This is a genomic window from Microbacterium sp. Be9 (genome assembly GCF_011754135.1).
Taxonomy (GTDB): Bacteria; Actinomycetota; Actinomycetes; order Actinomycetales; family Microbacteriaceae; genus Microbacterium; species Microbacterium maritypicum_A.
The window spans coordinates 934120-949696 of the sequence record NZ_WNWT01000004.1; the positions used below are offsets into that span (position 1 = coordinate 934120).

General features: G+C 69.5%; 15 protein-coding genes. 4 read left to right on the forward strand and 11 right to left on the reverse strand.

The genetic code is table 11. The annotated features are described in order from the left end of the window. Nucleotides 1-3: 3 nt before the first annotated feature. Together GLO27_RS08720 and GLO27_RS08725 are read right to left on the reverse strand one after the other, a co-directional pair. Nucleotides 4-717, reverse strand: coding sequence for a uracil-DNA glycosylase (locus tag GLO27_RS08720; RefSeq protein ID WP_021198511.1), 714 nt, complete (start codon nt 715-717; stop codon nt 4-6). 2 nt (nt 718-719) lie between these two features. Beyond that, nucleotides 720-1502 (reverse strand): SDR family oxidoreductase, encoded by a 783-nt coding sequence (locus GLO27_RS08725; RefSeq protein WP_167254437.1) that lies wholly within the window; start codon nt 1500-1502, stop codon nt 720-722. A gap of 195 nt (nt 1503-1697) precedes the next feature. On the opposite strand from GLO27_RS08725, the gene GLO27_RS08730 reads away from it, so the two are divergent. The 3 genes from GLO27_RS08730 (at nt 1698) to GLO27_RS08740 (ending at nt 5508) form a co-directional block, all read left to right on the forward strand. Then, complete coding sequence (locus GLO27_RS08730) at nt 1698-3020, forward strand: bifunctional o-acetylhomoserine/o-acetylserine sulfhydrylase (protein WP_021198513.1); 1323 nt, start codon at nt 1698-1700, stop codon at nt 3018-3020. A gap of 124 nt (nt 3021-3144) precedes the next feature. Beyond that, nucleotides 3145-4089 (forward strand): endonuclease/exonuclease/phosphatase family protein, encoded by a 945-nt coding sequence (locus GLO27_RS08735; protein ID WP_021198514.1) that lies wholly within the window; start codon nt 3145-3147, stop codon nt 4087-4089. A gap of 213 nt (nt 4090-4302) precedes the next feature. Beyond that, nucleotides 4303-5508 carry a homoserine O-acetyltransferase gene (locus tag GLO27_RS08740; protein WP_167254439.1) on the forward strand — a complete coding sequence of 402 codons (1206 nt, stop codon included), beginning with the start codon at nt 4303-4305 and terminating at the stop codon, nt 5506-5508. A gap of 10 nt (nt 5509-5518) precedes the next feature. On the opposite strand, the gene GLO27_RS08745 is transcribed toward GLO27_RS08740, so the two are convergent. Genes GLO27_RS08745 through GLO27_RS08770 form a run of 6 tightly spaced genes read right to left on the reverse strand, consistent with a single transcriptional unit; the run spans nt 5519 to nt 10288 of the window. Then, the gene (locus GLO27_RS08745; protein WP_021201021.1) at nt 5519-6130 is read right to left on the reverse strand and encodes an NUDIX domain-containing protein; all 612 of its coding nucleotides are present in this window, start codon (nt 6128-6130) and stop codon (nt 5519-5521) included. A 35-nt stretch (nt 6131-6165) separates the two neighbouring features. Continuing rightward, nucleotides 6166-7395, reverse strand: coding sequence for an MFS transporter (locus GLO27_RS08750; protein WP_021201022.1), 1230 nt, complete (start codon nt 7393-7395; stop codon nt 6166-6168). Between the two features lie 9 nt (nt 7396-7404). Then, nucleotides 7405-7860, reverse strand: a complete 456-nt coding sequence (locus tag GLO27_RS08755) for a GNAT family N-acetyltransferase (protein WP_167254778.1) — start codon at nt 7858-7860, stop codon at nt 7405-7407. Between the two features lie 13 nt (nt 7861-7873). Continuing rightward, complete coding sequence (locus tag GLO27_RS08760) at nt 7874-8218, reverse strand: thiamine-binding protein (RefSeq protein ID WP_167254441.1); 345 nt, start codon at nt 8216-8218, stop codon at nt 7874-7876. 4 nt (nt 8219-8222) lie between these two features. After that, a complete protein-coding gene (locus GLO27_RS08765; RefSeq protein WP_167254443.1) occupies nt 8223-9458 on the reverse strand; it encodes a hypothetical protein in 1236 nt (411 codons plus the stop codon). Continuing rightward, a complete protein-coding gene (locus tag GLO27_RS08770) occupies nt 9455-10288 on the reverse strand; it encodes an ADP/ATP-dependent (S)-NAD(P)H-hydrate dehydratase (RefSeq protein WP_167254444.1) in 834 nt (277 codons plus the stop codon). Before GLO27_RS08770 ends, GLO27_RS08765 begins: the two co-directional genes overlap by 4 nt. Before the next feature lie 56 nt (nt 10289-10344). On the opposite strand from GLO27_RS08770, the gene GLO27_RS08775 reads away from it, so the two are divergent. Then, on the forward strand, nt 10345-11412 hold the full coding sequence (locus tag GLO27_RS08775) for an NADH:flavin oxidoreductase/NADH oxidase (RefSeq protein ID WP_167254446.1): 1068 nt from the start codon (nt 10345-10347) through the stop codon (nt 11410-11412). A 71-nt stretch (nt 11413-11483) separates the two neighbouring features. Here the strand turns inward: GLO27_RS08775 and GLO27_RS08780 are convergent, their stop codons facing one another. The 3 genes from GLO27_RS08780 to GLO27_RS08790 form a co-directional block, all read right to left on the reverse strand. Further along, a complete protein-coding gene (locus tag GLO27_RS08780; protein ID WP_021199869.1) occupies nt 11484-12545 on the reverse strand; it encodes a hemolysin family protein in 1062 nt (353 codons plus the stop codon). Beyond that, complete coding sequence (locus tag GLO27_RS08785) at nt 12542-13858, reverse strand: hemolysin family protein (protein ID WP_021199868.1); 1317 nt, start codon at nt 13856-13858, stop codon at nt 12542-12544. The genes GLO27_RS08780 and GLO27_RS08785 overlap by 4 nt, the downstream gene beginning before the upstream one ends. Nucleotides 13859-13970: 112 nt before the next feature. Continuing rightward, nucleotides 13971-15425: a GuaB1 family IMP dehydrogenase-related protein gene (locus GLO27_RS08790; RefSeq protein WP_167254448.1), complete on the reverse strand. Its 1455-nt coding sequence runs from the start codon at nt 15423-15425 to the stop codon at nt 13971-13973. Nucleotides 15426-15577 lie beyond the last annotated feature (152 nt).

Below are 15577 nucleotides of genomic sequence, written 5' to 3' on the forward strand. Positions count from 1 at the left end.
CGCTCAGCTTAGAGAGGGAGAGGCTTCGCCTTCCACCCTCCAGTCCACGGGCTCGGCACCCCGTTCCTCGAGGAGGGCGTTCGCCCGCGAGAACGGACGTGATCCGAAGAAGCCGCGGCGGGCCGAGAGCGGGGATGGATGAGCCGAGGAGATGACCGGCGTCTCCCCGAGGAGGGGCCGCAGGTTGGCTGCGTCCTTCCCCCACAGGATCGCGACGAGCGGCTGATCGCGCGCGACGAGCGCACGGATCGCGAGCTCCGTGACCTTCTCCCACCCCCACCCTCTGTGAGAGGCCGCCTCACCGGGACGCACGGTGAGCACACGGTTGAGCAGGAGGACGCCCTGATCGCTCCACGCCGTCAGATCACCGTGCGGTGCGGGAGGGATGCCCAGGTCGGTCTCGCGCTCCTTGTAGATGTTCGAGAGACTGCGCGGCAGCGGGCGCACATCGCGATCGACGGCGAACGAGAGTCCGATGGGATGTCCGGGCGTGGGGTAGGGATCCTGCCCGGTGATGAGGACGCGGACGTCGGACAGCGGCCGCTGGAAGGCCCTGAGCACGTTCGCGCCCGCCGGCAGGTATCCCCGCCCTGCCTCCTGCTCGTCGCGGAGCCGCTCCCCCAGGGAGGTGATCGTGTCCTGGACGGGGGCCAGCGCCTCCGCCCATCCGGCGTCGATCAGCCCGCCCTCGGCGAGCTCTGCGAGAGTCTGGGCCATCGTCAGTCGATGGAGCGCACCCGCAGCGGGCCGCGGGCGAGCAGGTGCTGCGCGGACTGCGCTACCGGCCGCATCGTGATCAGGTCGAGGTTCACGCGTCCGGGCGACTCCAGCGCATACGCGATCACGTCGGCGACGTCGTCGGCGACGAGCGGGGCGTCGACACCCGCGTACACGGCCTCGGCAGCGACCGAGTCTCCGCCCAGGCGATTGAGCGTGAACTCCTCGGTGTGCACCATTCCCGGCGCCACCTCGACCACACGGATCGGCTCGCCGTTGAGTTCCTGACGGAGCACCTTCACCAGCATCGACTCCGCGGCCTTCGCGGCGTTGTAGCCTGCACCGCCGGCGTACGCGGTCTGCGCAGCCGTGGAGGTGACGAAGATCGCATCCGCGTGACCGTCCGCTGCCGCGGCTCGGCGCAGGAGCGGGAGCAGACCCGCGACGAGACGCTGGCTCGCCAGCACGTTCGCGTCGAACATCCACTGCCAGTCGTCGACCGATGCGTCCTCGATGCGGTCGGTGCCGCGAGCACCGCCGGCGACCTGGACGAGAGCGTGCACGGGGCCCGACCGCTCGAGTTCGCCCACGAGCGCGTCGACGGCGGAGGCATCGGTGAGGTCGCAGGCGATGGCCGAGGCTCCGGTCTCCGCGGCGAGCGCCGACAGTCGGTCCTCGCGTCGCGCGACCCCCACGACGTCCCATCCCCGGGCACGGAGGGCACGCACCGTCGCCGCGCCGATGCCCGAACTCGCACCTGTCACCACTGCTCGTCTGTTCGCCATGCCTCCACCGTACGGCGTTCTCCCCGGAATGCGGACTCCCCCCTGGGGTTGTCGTCGATCGATCCGCCGCAGGATTCCGGGCCTCCGCTCTGTTACGTCACATTTCCCGTCTGTTGTTGACAGACAGCGATATTCCGTACTGTCGCTGCAACGGCATCCGCCACACGACCTTCCGACCACTCCTGGGGGAATCACATGTCCGCACCCGAGTCCTGGCGTTTCGAGACCAAGCAGATCCACTCGGGCGCTGCCCCCGACCCGGTCACCAAGGCACGTGCCACGCCGATCTACCAGACCACCTCGTACGTGTTCGACAGTGCGGACCATGCGGCTAACCTGTTCGCCCTCGCGGAGTTCGGCAACATCTACACCCGCATCCAGAACCCGACGCAGGACGTGCTCGAGCAGCGTCTCGCCGCGCTCGAAGGCGGCACCGGTGCTCTCGTGCTCGCCAGCGGCCAGGCAGCGTCGACCTTCGCGGTCCTGAACATCGCGCAGGCCGGCGACCACTTCGTCGCGTCGAGCTCCATCTACGGCGGCACCTACAACCTCTTCAAGTACACGCTCGCGAAGCTCGGCATCGAGGTCACGTTCGTCGAGAACCAGGACGACCCCGAGGAGTGGCGTCGAGCGGTCCGCCCGAACACGAAGCTGTTCTTCGCGGAGACGATCGGAAACCCGCAGATCAACATCCTCGACATCCGCACCGTCGCCGATGTGGCCCACGAGAACGGCGTCCCGCTGATCGTCGACAACACGATCGCCACCCCGTACCTGATCCGTCCGTTCGAGTTCGGCGCCGACATCGTCGTGCACTCGGTCACGAAGTTCCTCGGCGGCCACGGCACCACGATCGGCGGCGTCATCATCGACGGCGGAAAGTTCGAGTGGTCGAAGAACGTCGACAAGTTCCCCGGCCTCACGGTGCCGGACCCCTCGTACCACGGCGCCAGCTACACCGCCGCCGTCGGCGACCCGCTCGCGTACATCATCAAGGCCCGCGTGCAGCTCCTGCGCGACCTCGGATCCGCTATCGCCCCGCAGAGCGCCTGGAACCTCATCCAGGGCGTCGAGACCCTGTCCCTGCGCATCGAGCGCCACGTGCAGAACGCCCAGGAGATCGCCGAGTGGCTCGACGGCCGCGACGATGTCGCGACGGTCAACTACTCTGGTCTGCCCTCTTCACCCTGGTACGCCAAGGCGAACGAGTACGCGCCCAAGGGCGTCGGCGCCGTGCTGTCGTTCGAGCTGAAGGGCGGCGTCGAAGCCGGACGCGAGTTCGTGAACAGCCTGTCGCTGTTCAGCCACCTCGCCAACATCGGCGACGTGCGCTCGCTCGTCATCCACCCCGCATCGACCACGCATGCGCAGCTGACGCCGGAGCAGCAGCTCACCGCCGGAGTCACGCCGGGCCTGGTCCGACTCTCCGTCGGCATCGAGAACGTCGACGATCTCAAGGCCGACCTCGAGCAGGCTCTCGCCGCGGCCCGCGCCGTGTCGGAGGCCGCGCGCGCCTGACCCGCACACCCCACGAGATGCCCCGGAGCCCGAGCTCCGGGGCATCTTCGCGTGCAGGCGACGTCTTCACCCGGCCGACCCACAGGCGACGGCCTCGACAATGGAAGACCGCCGTGAGGAGAGCATGATCGACGTCGAACACCGACCGCCGCGCGTCCGACGCGTGACGACGACCCGCGCGCGATGGCTCGCCGCCGCTGGCGTCGCCGTGCTGCTCGTCATCGCCGGCGGCTGGATCCCCGGAATCGTCGGCACAGCGGTCGCTGCCGCCCTCCCCTGGCTCGGTCTCGTGCTTCTCGCACTGCTGATCGCCGCGCTGTTCCTCGCCCGCCGAGTGGTCGTCGTGATCCTGGTTCCCGCACTCCTGTGGATCCTCGCGATGGCACCGGCTCTTCCCGCCCTCCCCGGTCCGACGGGGTCGGAGTCGGCCTCCGCTTCCGGGCTGACGGTCGTGAGCCAGAACGTGAGGGCGCGATCCGGCGGGGCCGCCGCATCCGCGACCGAGCTCGCGCAGAGCGGCGCCGATGTGATCGCCCTCGTGGAGCTCGATGGAGACAGCCTCTCCGCGGCGCAGAACGCCCTCGCCGGGCAGTACCCGCATTCGTACACGGTCGGAACCGTCGGTGTGTGGAGCAGATATCCCCTCGCGAACGCCGAGCCCCTGACGCTGGGACTCAGTTGGAAGCGTGCGCTCCGTGTCGAGGTGCAGGTGCCGTCCGCGCCGGTCGCCGTCTACGTGATGCACGCCGCGTCGGTGCGGCCGGGGCACCAGCAGGACCGCGACACGATGCTGAGCGGACTCGCGGACCGGGTCGGCTCCGACCCTGCGGACTCCCTCATCGCCGTCGGCGACTTCAACGCACCGTCGACCGATCCGAGCCTGACGGCCTTGCGCGCGGAAGCCGATTGGGTGCGTCCGACGGATGGGAGCCTCGGGCTCACCTGGCCCGTCGCCTTCCCCCTCGTACGCATCGACCAGGTCTTCGTCCGCGGCCTCGATGTCGTCACGTCGGGCACGATACGGGCGGGGAACAGCGATCATCTCGCCACCCTGACCCGAGTGCGCTGATACACCTGCCGACGACCGACGACCGCGACCGACGACCGACGACCGACGACCGACGACCGCGACCGACGACCGACGACCGACGACCGACGACCGACGCGACGATGCCGACCCGACGGATCCCGACGGGCCGCCTCGATCGTCGCGGTCGGGAGAGTCGGGACATCGGAGCGTAACCTGCCACCGACGGGTCCCGGACCAGGCGAGAATGGGAGCATGGACTGGCAGACGACCTCCGAGGACACGGTGCCCTCGGCGCCCGTGACGGAGGCCGACGTCAGGCTGCTCCGTGCCCGCCCGCCGGCGACCGGAGCATGGCGTGACGGAGACCCGGTGGGCGGTCGCCGGTTCGCCGCCTTCGGCGCCTTCTCGACGGAGAGCGGCGCCGAGCTCCCCGGCATCCGCATCGCCTACGAGTCCTGGGGCGAGCTGAACACGGCACGGGACAACGCCGTGCTCGTGCTGCACGCGCTCACCGGGGACAGCCATGTGCGCGGCGCAGCGGGATCCGGGCACCCCACCGTGGGCTGGTGGGAGGACATCACGGGTCCGGGAGCCCCGCTCGACACGGACCGCTGGTTCGTGATCGCCCCGAACATGCTGGGCGGCTGCCAGGGCTCGACGGGCCCCGCGAGCGTCGCCCCCGACGGCTACGAGTGGGCCTCCCGCTTCCCCTACCTCACGATCCGTGACCAGGTCGCCGCCCAGGTCCGCCTGGCGGATGCGCTCGGCATCGAGAGCTGGGCCGCTGTCATCGGCGGTTCCATGGGCGGGATGCATGCGCTGGAGTGGGCGGCCACACATCCCGAGCGCGTGCAGCGCCTCGCCGTGCTCTCATCTCCCCCGGTGACCACCGCCGACCAGATCGCGCTCAACACCGTGCAGTTGGAGACCATCCGGATGGATCCGCGGTTCCAGGGCGGTGAGTACTACGACCTCGGCGACGGTGACGGCCCGCACCGCGGCCTCGCCCTGGCGCGCCGTATGGCCCTGCTGAACTACCGCAGCCCGATCGAGCTCAACCAGCGTTTCCAGCGTTCGTGGCAGTCCGACGTGTCGCCGCTCGGGCACGGCGGTCGCTTCGCCGTGGAGTCGTATCTCGACTTCCACGGCAACAAGTTCACACGCCGCTTCGATGCGAACAGCTACATCACGCTCGTCGAAGCCATGAACTCGCACGATGTCGGTCGCGGGCGAGGTGGCGTCGAAGAAGCTCTGCACGCCGTCACCGCCACCACGCTGGTGCTCGGCATCGACAGCGATCGCCTCTTCCCCGTCGACGGGCAGCAGCGCATCGCCCGCAGCATCCCGAACGTCATCGACGACGAGGCCGTCGTCATCACCAGCGACTTCGGGCACGACGGCTTCCTCATCGAGACCGAGGCCGTGGGCGCGAACCTGCGACGTCTGCTCGACAGCTGAGCCCGATCCCTCAGGCCTCGACGAACCGCCACGGCAGGGCACCCGCCTCGAGGCGTCCCTGCTCCCAGGCGAAGGCACGCCCGGCTTCGGACTCGAGCACCCGGGTCTGGAACAGCTGCGCCGCACCGCCCGACGACAGGGCCGATTCCACGTCGCTGAACGCCGCAAGCTGGTGGAGCGTGATCCACGTCGGCGGATACAGCGTCCACTCCCCCGCCGCGTGCCTCGCGAGCGCCTCTCCCGGCGGCACCCAGGCGATCTCCACGACCTCGTCGGCAGCGGGCGAAGGCTCTCCGGCCGGCGCCTCGGCGAGGAAGAACCAGGTGCGGATACGCGTGGGGGCCTCCACCGGCGGCTGCCACTCGGAGAGCACGACGAGGTCGTCGACAGCGAGGCCCACCTCCTCGCGCGTCTCCCTGATCGCGGCACGGCGCGCGTTCTCGGACTCGTCGTCGCCGTCGTGGACGTCGCCCGGTTCGACCTTGCCTCCGGGGAAGACCCACGCTCCCGCGAACGACCCGCGATCGGGCCGACGCATCAGCAGCACATCGAAGGCGGGGTCCGACGCGCGCAGCAGGACAGCAGTGCCGGCGACGGGCAGGGACAGCTCGGGGGCACTCACCCCGTCACTCTACGACCGGACCGACCGCGGCGAAACTACGAGGCGATGAGCTCCGCTGCCGCCGGGCGGCGTCCTTCGACGCGGTACGAGAGCAGGGCGATCAGCAGACCGGCCACGGCGAGCGCGGCACCGGTCCATGCCGGTGCGGTGAAGCCCCAGCCGGCGGCGATAACGACGCCCCCGAGGAACGCGCCCAGGCTGTTTCCGATGTTGAGCGCCGAGTGGTTCATGGCTGCGGCGATCGACTGGTTGTCGCCCGCCACGTCCATGAGTCGGGTCTGGATCGTCGGGCTCAGCACGGAGGAGACGAACCCGACCACCAGCACCACCGCGGCCAGGCTGACGATCCAGAACGACAGGAACGCCAGCAGCGCGAAGACCACGGCCATGGCGGCGAGTCCGAAGAGCAGCGTGCGGCGCAGATCGATGTCGGCGAGGTGACCGCCGACGAGGTTTCCCGCCGTCATCCCGAGCCCCATGAGCACGAGGACGATCGGCACCACCCACTCCGGGGAGCCGGAGACCTCGGTCACCAGCGGGGCGATGTAGCTGTAGACGGCGAAGAATCCGCCGAAACCGATTGCGCCGACGCCCAGGGTGAACCACACCTGCGGGATACGGAACACCCGCAGTTCCTGGCGCATCGTGCGTCCCGGGTCTCCCGGATGTTCCGGGACGAAGAGCGCGATGCAGAGCGTGGCGAGAGCGAAGACGAGCGCCACGACGGCGAAGGCGGAGCGCCAGCCCCACTGCTGCCCGAGGAATGTCCCCAACGGCACGCCCACGACGTTGGCGACCGTGAGGCCGGTGAGGATGAACGCCACTCCCTTGGCACGGTTGCCCGGCCCCATCACATCGGCGGCCACGAGCGCACCGATGCCGAAGTACGCACCGTGCGGCAGCCCGGCGAGGAAGCGCGACGCGGCGACGAGCTCGAACGTGGGCAGCACGACCGTGAGGGCGTTGAACACCGTCAACGCGAGGGCCAGCACGATCATCACCCGATGCCGCGGGTAACGCGCGACGAAGCCGGCGATGGTCGGTGCGCCCACCACCACACCGAGCGCGTAGAGCGAGATCAGCCAGCCGGCCTGGCTCAGCGCATCTTCCTGGCTGGTCGCCCAGAGCGAAGGCAGCAGGTCGGCGGCGATGTTGGGCAGCAGGCCCATGACCACGAATTCGGTCATGCCGATGCCGAAGCTGCCGATGGCGAGGGAGAGGAGCGCCCACTTCGCCGCACCCCTCGATTCAGTCGAGGGATTCACCGGATCAGCTTAGCGGCCGTCGGACCCGGAGGTCGCCCGCCCCGCGCGATCGAGCGTCATGAAGACATCAACGTCATCCTGGGTGTCGACGACGAAACCGTGGCGTTCGTAAAGACGGCGCGCCGGGCTGCCCTGGAGCACGTTGAGTCGATACGGGGTCGCGTCATCGAGCACGATCCCCAGCACGCGGTCACCGACACCACGGCCCTGATGCGAGGTCGCGATGTAGAAGTGCTCCAGCCAGCGGGACTCCCCCTCCGCACGGATGGCGACCGAGCCGACATCGGTGCCGTCCACGACGATGATCCGGGTCTGCGTCGGTTCGAACGCATCACGGAACCGCTGCCGGACGCGGGTCTCGTCGAAACGCCCCAGCCGCTCCAGGTCGGCCCGAAGCACTTCGGCGCGGAGTTCCGCGATCCACTCGGAGTCATCGGCCGTCGCCGGTCGAAGAGCTACCGACATGGACGACGGGGAATCAGTCACCGGACTCCTCGACCGCTGCTTCGTCGATGGCTGCTTCCAGCCGCTCGATCTTCGCGTCCAGCTCTCCGGAGTAGCCCGGGCGGATGTCGGCCTTGAGCACGAGCGAGACCCGCGAGCCGAAGGGCATCACGGCCTCGGTCGCACGCTTCACGACGTCCATGACCGTGTCCCAGTCCGGTCCCTCGATCTCGGTGAACATGCTCGTGGTGCGGTGCGGCAGTCCGGACTCGCGCACCACCCGTACGGCAGCGGCCACGGCGTCGTGCACGGAAGCATCGGGGCGCTCTGCTCCCGCGGCGGGGGTGCCGCTCGGGGCGACGGAGAAGGCGATAAGCATGGTTTCACTCCTGGGTTTTCGGATGGCGGACAGGCACGCGCACGAGAGCGCGGGCTGCGAGGACGAGCAGGACGACGAGAAGGATGTTGCGCACCGTGAGGACGGCGACCGAGAGGGCGTCGGCCCGCAGCAGCCCGTCGTAGCCGATCGGATAGACGAGGCACGTGAGCAGGCAGAGCGCGAGGACGAGGACGGCGGGAACGCGTGCTCGGGCCCGATCGAGCACGAGCCACAGGATCACCGGAGCGATCAACCAGGTCTGGAACTGCGGTGAACCGACCTTGTTGGTGACGATCAGAAGCGTCACCAGTGTGAGCGCGAGCGGAGGGAACAGTCTCGGGAAGCTCGCGCCGCGCACCGCCTTGAGTGCCCCGACCGCAGTCACCGCGAGCACCGCGATCGCCATGAGGGGTGTGAGCGCCGCGGCGACGACGTCGACCCCCGGCGCGGTGATCTGGAAGGTCAGGATCTCGAAGCTGTACTCGATGCGGGCGGCGCCGGCGACCGCGAGCCACAGGAAGGGGGTGGCGGCCACGGCTTCGATCTGCAGCCCTCGTCCGGTCTGCTCGGTCAGGAAGCCGAGGACCTCGGTGTCTGCCCCGAGCAGGAGCAGAGTCGCGACGACCCCGACACTGACGACGGCGGCGGCGACCAGCACCCGCACGCGCGCACGGAGCGCGACGACGGCGGCGAGCACGAGCGCACCGGGCCAGATCTTGATCCATGCCCCGATCGTGAGGAGAGCGGCTCCGACAGCGGGCCGCGACACGAGCCAGAGTCCGCCGATCACGGCGATCGGGACGGTGATCGCATCGATCCGGTAGAGCGCGATCGGTCCGAGGAGCACCAGTGCGCCGCACCAGAACCAGGCCGCGACACGGCGCGCGTGCGAGGGCGCGCGCCCCACCAGCACAGCGAAGGCGACGGCGTCGAGGATCACGACCAGGACCGCCCATCCGACGAGATACGCACTGGATACTCCGAGCAGAGGCACGAGCGGCGCGGAGAGCACGGCGGCGACGAGCATCGGCACGAGGGCGAGCTGAGGGTAGACCCATGTCTCGGTGACACCGACGATCGGCCCCCCACCGAGTGCAGAGGACGCCCAGGGCTCGTACACGAGCACCACATCGCCCATGGGCTGGCTGGGGTAGACCCAGCCGGCCCATGCGGTCAGCGCGTGCACGACGAGGAAGACGCTCCACAGCGCGACCACCCGGGCCGTCGACGCGCGATTCACGCCAGGACGTCCGCGATCGCGAGCGGAAGGGCCTCGGCCACGTCCATCGCGACGATCGGATGCCCCGTCCCGCCGTCACGCACGCCGGCGGCGATACGCCCGGCGTGGCCGTGCAGCCATGCTCCGGCCGCGGCGACCTCGGCGATCGGGCGTCCGGGGTTCGCCGCGAGCACAGCACCCAGCGCGCCGGCGAGGACGTCGCCCGTCCCCGCGGTGGCCAGCCAGCCGGTCCCCGCTTCGACGGCGATGACCGTCCCATCCGGGGCCGCGATCAGCGTACGCGCGCCCTTGAGCAGCACGGCGCCCCCGAGCGTGTCCGCCATGTGCCGCGCGGCCTGCGCGCGATCCTCCGCGGTCGAGGACATTCCGAGCCTCTCCTGCAGCCGGACGAACTCCCGCGCGTGGGGCGTCACGAGGAACGGCGCCGTCGCGCGTTCGGCGAGATCGAGCGCTCCGGCGTCGATCACGACGGCGGCGGTGCCGGAGAGGATCTCCCGCAGAGCCCCGGATTCCGTGTCGCTGCGGTGCGCCGGGTCCGTCCCCGATCCGATCACCCAGGCGTCGACCCTCGAACGCCCCGGGTCCGCCCCGGCGACGGTCTCCGGTCGTCGGGCGAGAACGGCATCCGCCACCCGCTCCGTGCCCACGTAGCGGACGAAGCCCGCCCCGGCTCGCCACGCCGCCTCGACGCCGAGCACCGCGGCACCGGGATACGCGGGCGATCCGGTGCGCAGCGCCACCACGCCGCGGGCGTACTTGTCGTCATCCGCGGTCGGCGCACGCAACAACCGCGCCGTGTCGCCGCGTGTCCACTCGCGCACCTCGAACATGACTCCACGTTAGTGCGACGGCCCGTCCTGCACCCGCGCGGCGGTACCGTCGAACCGTGAGTCTTCTCTTCTCCCCGCTGCGCATCCGTTCCGTCGACTTCCGCAACCGCCTCTGGGTCTCGCCCATGTGCATGTACAGCGCAGTCGACGGCGTGGCCCAGGAGTGGCATCACACGCACCTCGTACAGTTCGCGTCCGGCGGCGCGGGACTCATCATCGCCGAGGCGACGGCCGTGGTCCCCGAGGGACGGATCTCACCGCGTGACCTGGGGCTCTGGGATGACGAGCAGCGCGACGCCCTCGTCCCGATCGTCCAGGCGATCCATGACCGCGGAGCCCACGCCGGCATCCAGCTCGCCCATGCCGGCCGCAAAGCATCGACGTGGTGGCCCTGGGCACCCGAACGCGGATCGGTGCCGGCCGCCGATGGCGGGTGGACGACATCCGCTCCCTCGGCCATCGCCTTCGACGGCTTCGACGAGCCGGTCGCCCTCGACCTCGCCGGGATCGACCGTGTGGTCGACGCATTCGCGTCCGCAGCACGGCGCGCGACGGACGCCGGGTTCGACGTGCTCGAGGTGCACGGGGCGCATGGGTACCTCCTGCACCAGTTCCTGTCTCCCCTGTCGAACCTGCGCGGGGACGAGTACGGCGGCTCCCTCGAGAATCGTGCCCGCCTGCTGCTGCGCGTCGTCGACGCGGTCCGCGAAGCCATAGGAGCCGATGTGCCGTTGTTCGTGCGCATCTCCGCCACAGATCATGCCGACGGCGGCTTCACACCTGAGGAAGCGGCGATCGTCGGCGACTGGGCCGCGCAGCGGGGTGCCGATCTGATCGACGTCTCGAGCGGCGGCCTGGTCGCGCACCAGCGGATCAGCGTCTTCCCCGGGTATCAGGTCCCGCTCGCCGAGACCGTGCGACAGGGTGGCCGGATCCCGGTATCGGCGGTCGGTCTCATCACCGCGGCGGCCCAGGCCGAGCAGGTGCTCAGCGAGGGAGCCGCGGACGCGATCTTCGCCGGACGGGAGTGGCTGCGCGACCCCCATTTCGCGCTCCGTGCCGCGCACGAGCTCGACGCCGAGATCGTCTGGCCACCGCAGTACGAGCGCGCCCGCCTGCGCTGAACAGTGCTCGGACGACGAAGGCCGCCGATCCCCTGAGAGGGGTCGGCGGCCTTCGTCCGTCCGAGCGACGATCAGCGTCCGCGGAAGCGGCGGGTCGCGTCCTGCACCTCCCCGACCAACTCCTCGAGGATGTCCTCGAGGAACAGCACGGCGGTGGTGTTGCCCTGCGCGTCACGCACCTTCGCCAGATGCCGACCCGCGCGACGCATGACCGCGAGGGCGTCCTCGAGATCCGTGTCCTCCTGCACCGGCACCATGTGGTGGATGCGCTTGGCTGGAACCGGCTCGACCATCTTGGCCTCGGCGTCGGGGCCTTCGGACGCGCGGAGGATGTCCTTCAGGTGCACATAGCCGATCGGTACGGATGCATCGTCGACGATCACGTAGCGCGAGAACCCGTATCGTGCGACCGCCTTCTCGATGTCGTCGGGCGTCGTCGACTGGGGCAGCGTGACCAGATCGCTCAGCGGCACCGCGACGTCCCGCGCCTTCTTGTCGGTGAACTCGACCGCTGCGGCGACTGTTCCCGCCGTGTCCATGAGCACGCCTTCGCGACGCGACTGGCTGACGATGGTCGCGACCTCATCGAGCGTGAACGTCGATGCGGCCTCGTTCTTGGGCTCGACCCGGAACAGGCGCAGGACGCCGTTGGCTGCCGCGTTGAGCACCCAGATCACGGGCATGAACACCTTCGACACCCACACCAGCGGTGGGGCGAGGATCAGCACGGCACGGTCCGGCACCGAGAACGCCAGGTTCTTCGGCACCATCTCGCCGAACACCACGTGCAGGAAGGACACGATCACCAATGCGATCGTGAACGACACGGCGTCGACCGCACCGTCCGGCCACCCGAGCGCGTGCAACGGCACGGAGAGCAGATGGTGGATCGCCGGCTCCGACACATTGAGGATGAGAAGCGAGCAGATCGTGATGCCCAGCTGCGACGTCGCGAGCATCAGCGTCGCGTGTTCCATCGCGTAAAGCGCGGTCTTCGCGGCGCGTGAGCCCTGGTCGGCTCGAGGCTCGATCTGCGATCGTCTGGCCGAGATCACCGCGAACTCGGCACCGACGAAGAACGCATTCGCGACCAGGAGCACGACGAGCCAGGCGAGTCCTGCCCAATCGCTCATCGGGTCACCTCCTCATCGCCATCGAGCGGATTCGGCACGTAGCGCACCCGATCCACCCGTCTGCCATCCATGCGGACCACCTGCAGCACGCCGCTGTCGAGAGAGACCTCGTCGCCCACCGCGGGCACGCGCTCGAGCACGCTCATGACGTAGCCGCCGACGGTGTCGTACACATCGCCCTCGGGTACTTCCACACCGGCACGGCGACGCAGCTCGTCCGGGCGCAGCTCTCCGGGGAACGTGACGCCCTCCCGGTTGCGGATGACTCCCGCGCGGGTGCGATCGTGCTCATCGGCGACTTCTCCGACGAGTTCTTCGACGAGGTCTTCCAAGGTCACCAGCCCCGCGGTCCCGCCGTACTCGTCCACGACGATCGCGAGTTGATAACCGCGCGCACGGAGTTCCGCGATCAGGGCGTCGACGTGCACGGTCTCCGGAACGCGGAGCGGTTCCGTCGCGAGAGCGCCCACCGGCACCTCCGTGCGCCGCTCGCGCGGAACCGAGATGGCGGCTTTCAGGTGCACGACGCCCGTGATGTCGTCGAGGTCGTCGTCGTACACGGGGAAGCGGCTGTGGCCGGTGCGTCGCGCGAGCTGGATGACGTCGTCCACCGAGTCGCCTGCAGCGATCGCGTGCATGCTCGGTCTGGCCGTCATCACGTCGGCGGCCGTGAGGCGCGAGAACATGAGGGTGCGGTCGAGCAGCGAGGCGGTGTCGGCCTCCAGCAGGCCCGCGTTGGCGGACCGCCGCACGAGCGATGACAGCTCCTCCGCGCTGCGGGCGCCTGAGAGCTCTTCCTTCGGCTCGATCCCCATGCCGCGCAGTACGCCGTTCGCACTGCCGTTGAGCACCACGACGGCCGGTTTGAACACGGTCGTGAACGCGATCTGGAAAGGGATCACGAGCTTCGCCGTGGCCAGCGGCAGAGCGAGGGCGAAGTTCTTGGGCACGAGTTCGCCGAGGATCATCGAGAGCACCGTCGCCACCAGCATCGCCACGATGGTCGCGATCGGCGCGACGGCCGCTTCAGGGAGGTTCCAGGCGATGAGGGTCGGGCGCAGGAGGTTCGACAGCGCCGGCTCCATCGTGTAACCGGTCAGAAGCGTCGTGAGCGTGATGCCGAGCTGGGCCGCCGAGAGATGCGTCGATGTGTGCCTGAGGGCGCTGATCGTGAGCGAGAGCCGCGATTCACCGCGTGCCTGCCTGGCCTCGAGTTCGGCGCGATCGAGGTTCACCAATGCGAACTCGCTCGCCACGAAGAGGCCGGTGCCGACCGTGAGCAGGAGCCCCACGCCCAACATGATGTAGTCCATCAGAGGTTCCTCTCCTGTGAGAGAGGCGGACAGTGGGGCGATGTTCTACAACTGGGAGGGTCGTCCATTATGCCGACGATTGTACCGAAGACGACGGGGAGTGCGCTCGCGGTCACCAGCTGACCGGCAGCGCCTTGCCCTCTTCGTAGCCGGCCGCCGACTGCAGGCCCACCACTGCGCGCTCATGGAACTCCGGTACAGACGAGGAGCCGGCGTAGGTGAAGGATGAGCGGACACCGGAGGTGATCATGTCGAGAAGGTCTTCGATCCCGGGACGGAGCGGGTCGAGATAGATCTTCGATGAGGAGATGCCCTCGGCGAAGAGCTCCTTGCGAGCACGCTCGTAGGCGTCGAGGCGACCGAAGCGCGCCTGGACGGCCTTGGTCGACGCCATGCCCCAGGACTCCTTGAACAGACGCCCCTCTGCGTCGCGCTGCAACTCCCCCGGCGCCTCGATGGTGCCGGCGAACCAGGATCCCACCATGACGGAGGCCGCGCCGGCGGCGAGGGCCAGAGCGACATCGCGCGGATAGCGCACGCCACCGTCGGCCCAGACGTGCGCACCGAGCTCGCGTGCCGCCTGCGCGGTCTCGAGCACGGCGGAGAACTGCGGGCGGCCGACCGCGGTCATCATGCGGGTGGTGCACATGGCGCCGGGGCCGACGCCGACTTTGAGGATCGAGGCCCCCGCGTCGACCAGATCGGCTACGCCGTCGGCGGTGACGATGTTGCCTGCGACGACGGGGAGGCCGAGGTCGAGCTCCGCCACCGCGCGCAGAGCCCGCAGCATCCCCTCCTGGTGGCCGTGTGCGGTGTCGACGACCAGAACGTCGACGCCTGCCGCTGCGAGTGCCTTGGCCTTGGCCGCGACGTCGCCGTTGATCCCGATGGCCGCGGCGACCGCGAGGCGCCCATCGGAATCGACCGCAGGGCGGTAGAGCGTCGAGCGCAGCGCACTCCGGGCGCTCAGCGTTCCGACGAGGTGTCCGTGGTGCACGACGGTCACCATCTCGACGCCTGCGTCGGTGATCACATCGAACGCGTGCCGCTCCGAGCCGATGTCGTCCGCGTCGATCGCCGGCGTGCCGTGGTGCACGAGGTCGCCGAGCTGCGCATCGGGGAGCGCCGTGGCCAGGCGGGTCGCCGGGAGGATCCCGAGGATGCGCTCGACGTCGATCGGCGCCGTGCCGCGGGCGACGACGATCCCGTGACCGCTGGTCGCCGGGAGCAGACGGAGCGCATCGGCCGCCGATGCTTCGGGAGGCAGCACGATGGGCGTGTCCCAGAGCACGGGCTGCGACTTCACCTCGCGGATCGCCGCATCGAGATCCTGCAGCGGCAGGTCCTGGGGCAGCACGCCGAGCGCGCCACGCCGCGCGAGCACGGCTGCGATGCGCGGACCGGTCACGGAGTTCATGTTCGCGGCGACGAGTGGCAGGGTCGCCGGGGTGCCGTCCTGCGGGGCGAGGTCGACCTGGAGACGGCTGGTGACCGCGGATCTGCGCGGTACGAGGAAGACGTCGGAGTAGGTCAGATCGACGGTCGGCTGCTCTCCAGAGAACTTCATGCTTCCACGGTACCCAGATCGCGACGCGGTGGGCGCTCAGCTTCGACGATTCCCATAGCGAAACACGTTAGGCTTGTTGGTCGAGAGTGTGCGGGCCCGAACGCATCCTGCGTCGACGTCCGCACCAGAGAGCTTCAGCGATGAAAGAGGGC

Bases quoted from the DNA above. Each gene is read 5' to 3' on its own strand.
- GLO27_RS08720 (WP_021198511.1), bottom strand. From the start codon at position 717: ATGGCCCAGACTCTCGCAGAGCTCGCCGAGGGCGGGCTGATCGACGCC.
- GLO27_RS08725 (WP_167254437.1), bottom strand. From the start codon at position 1,502: ATGGCGAACAGACGAGCAGTGGTGACAGGTGCGAGTTCGGGCATCGGC.
- GLO27_RS08730 (WP_021198513.1), top strand. From the start codon at position 1,698: ATGTCCGCACCCGAGTCCTGGCGTTTCGAGACCAAGCAGATCCACTCG.
- GLO27_RS08735 (WP_021198514.1), top strand. From the start codon at position 3,145: ATGATCGACGTCGAACACCGACCGCCGCGCGTCCGACGCGTGACGACG.
- GLO27_RS08740 (WP_167254439.1), top strand. From the start codon at position 4,303: ATGGACTGGCAGACGACCTCCGAGGACACGGTGCCCTCGGCGCCCGTG.
- GLO27_RS08755 (WP_167254778.1), bottom strand. From the start codon at position 7,860: ATGTCGGTAGCTCTTCGACCGGCGACGGCCGATGACTCCGAGTGGATC.
- GLO27_RS08760 (WP_167254441.1), bottom strand. From the start codon at position 8,218: ATGCTTATCGCCTTCTCCGTCGCCCCGAGCGGCACCCCCGCCGCGGGA.
- GLO27_RS08770 (WP_167254444.1), bottom strand. From the start codon at position 10,288: ATGTTCGAGGTGCGCGAGTGGACACGCGGCGACACGGCGCGGTTGTTG.
- GLO27_RS08780 (WP_021199869.1), bottom strand. From the start codon at position 12,545: ATGAGCGATTGGGCAGGACTCGCCTGGCTCGTCGTGCTCCTGGTCGCG.
- GLO27_RS08785 (WP_021199868.1), bottom strand. From the start codon at position 13,858: ATGGACTACATCATGTTGGGCGTGGGGCTCCTGCTCACGGTCGGCACC.
- GLO27_RS08790 (WP_167254448.1), bottom strand. From the start codon at position 15,425: ATGAAGTTCTCTGGAGAGCAGCCGACCGTCGATCTGACCTACTCCGAC.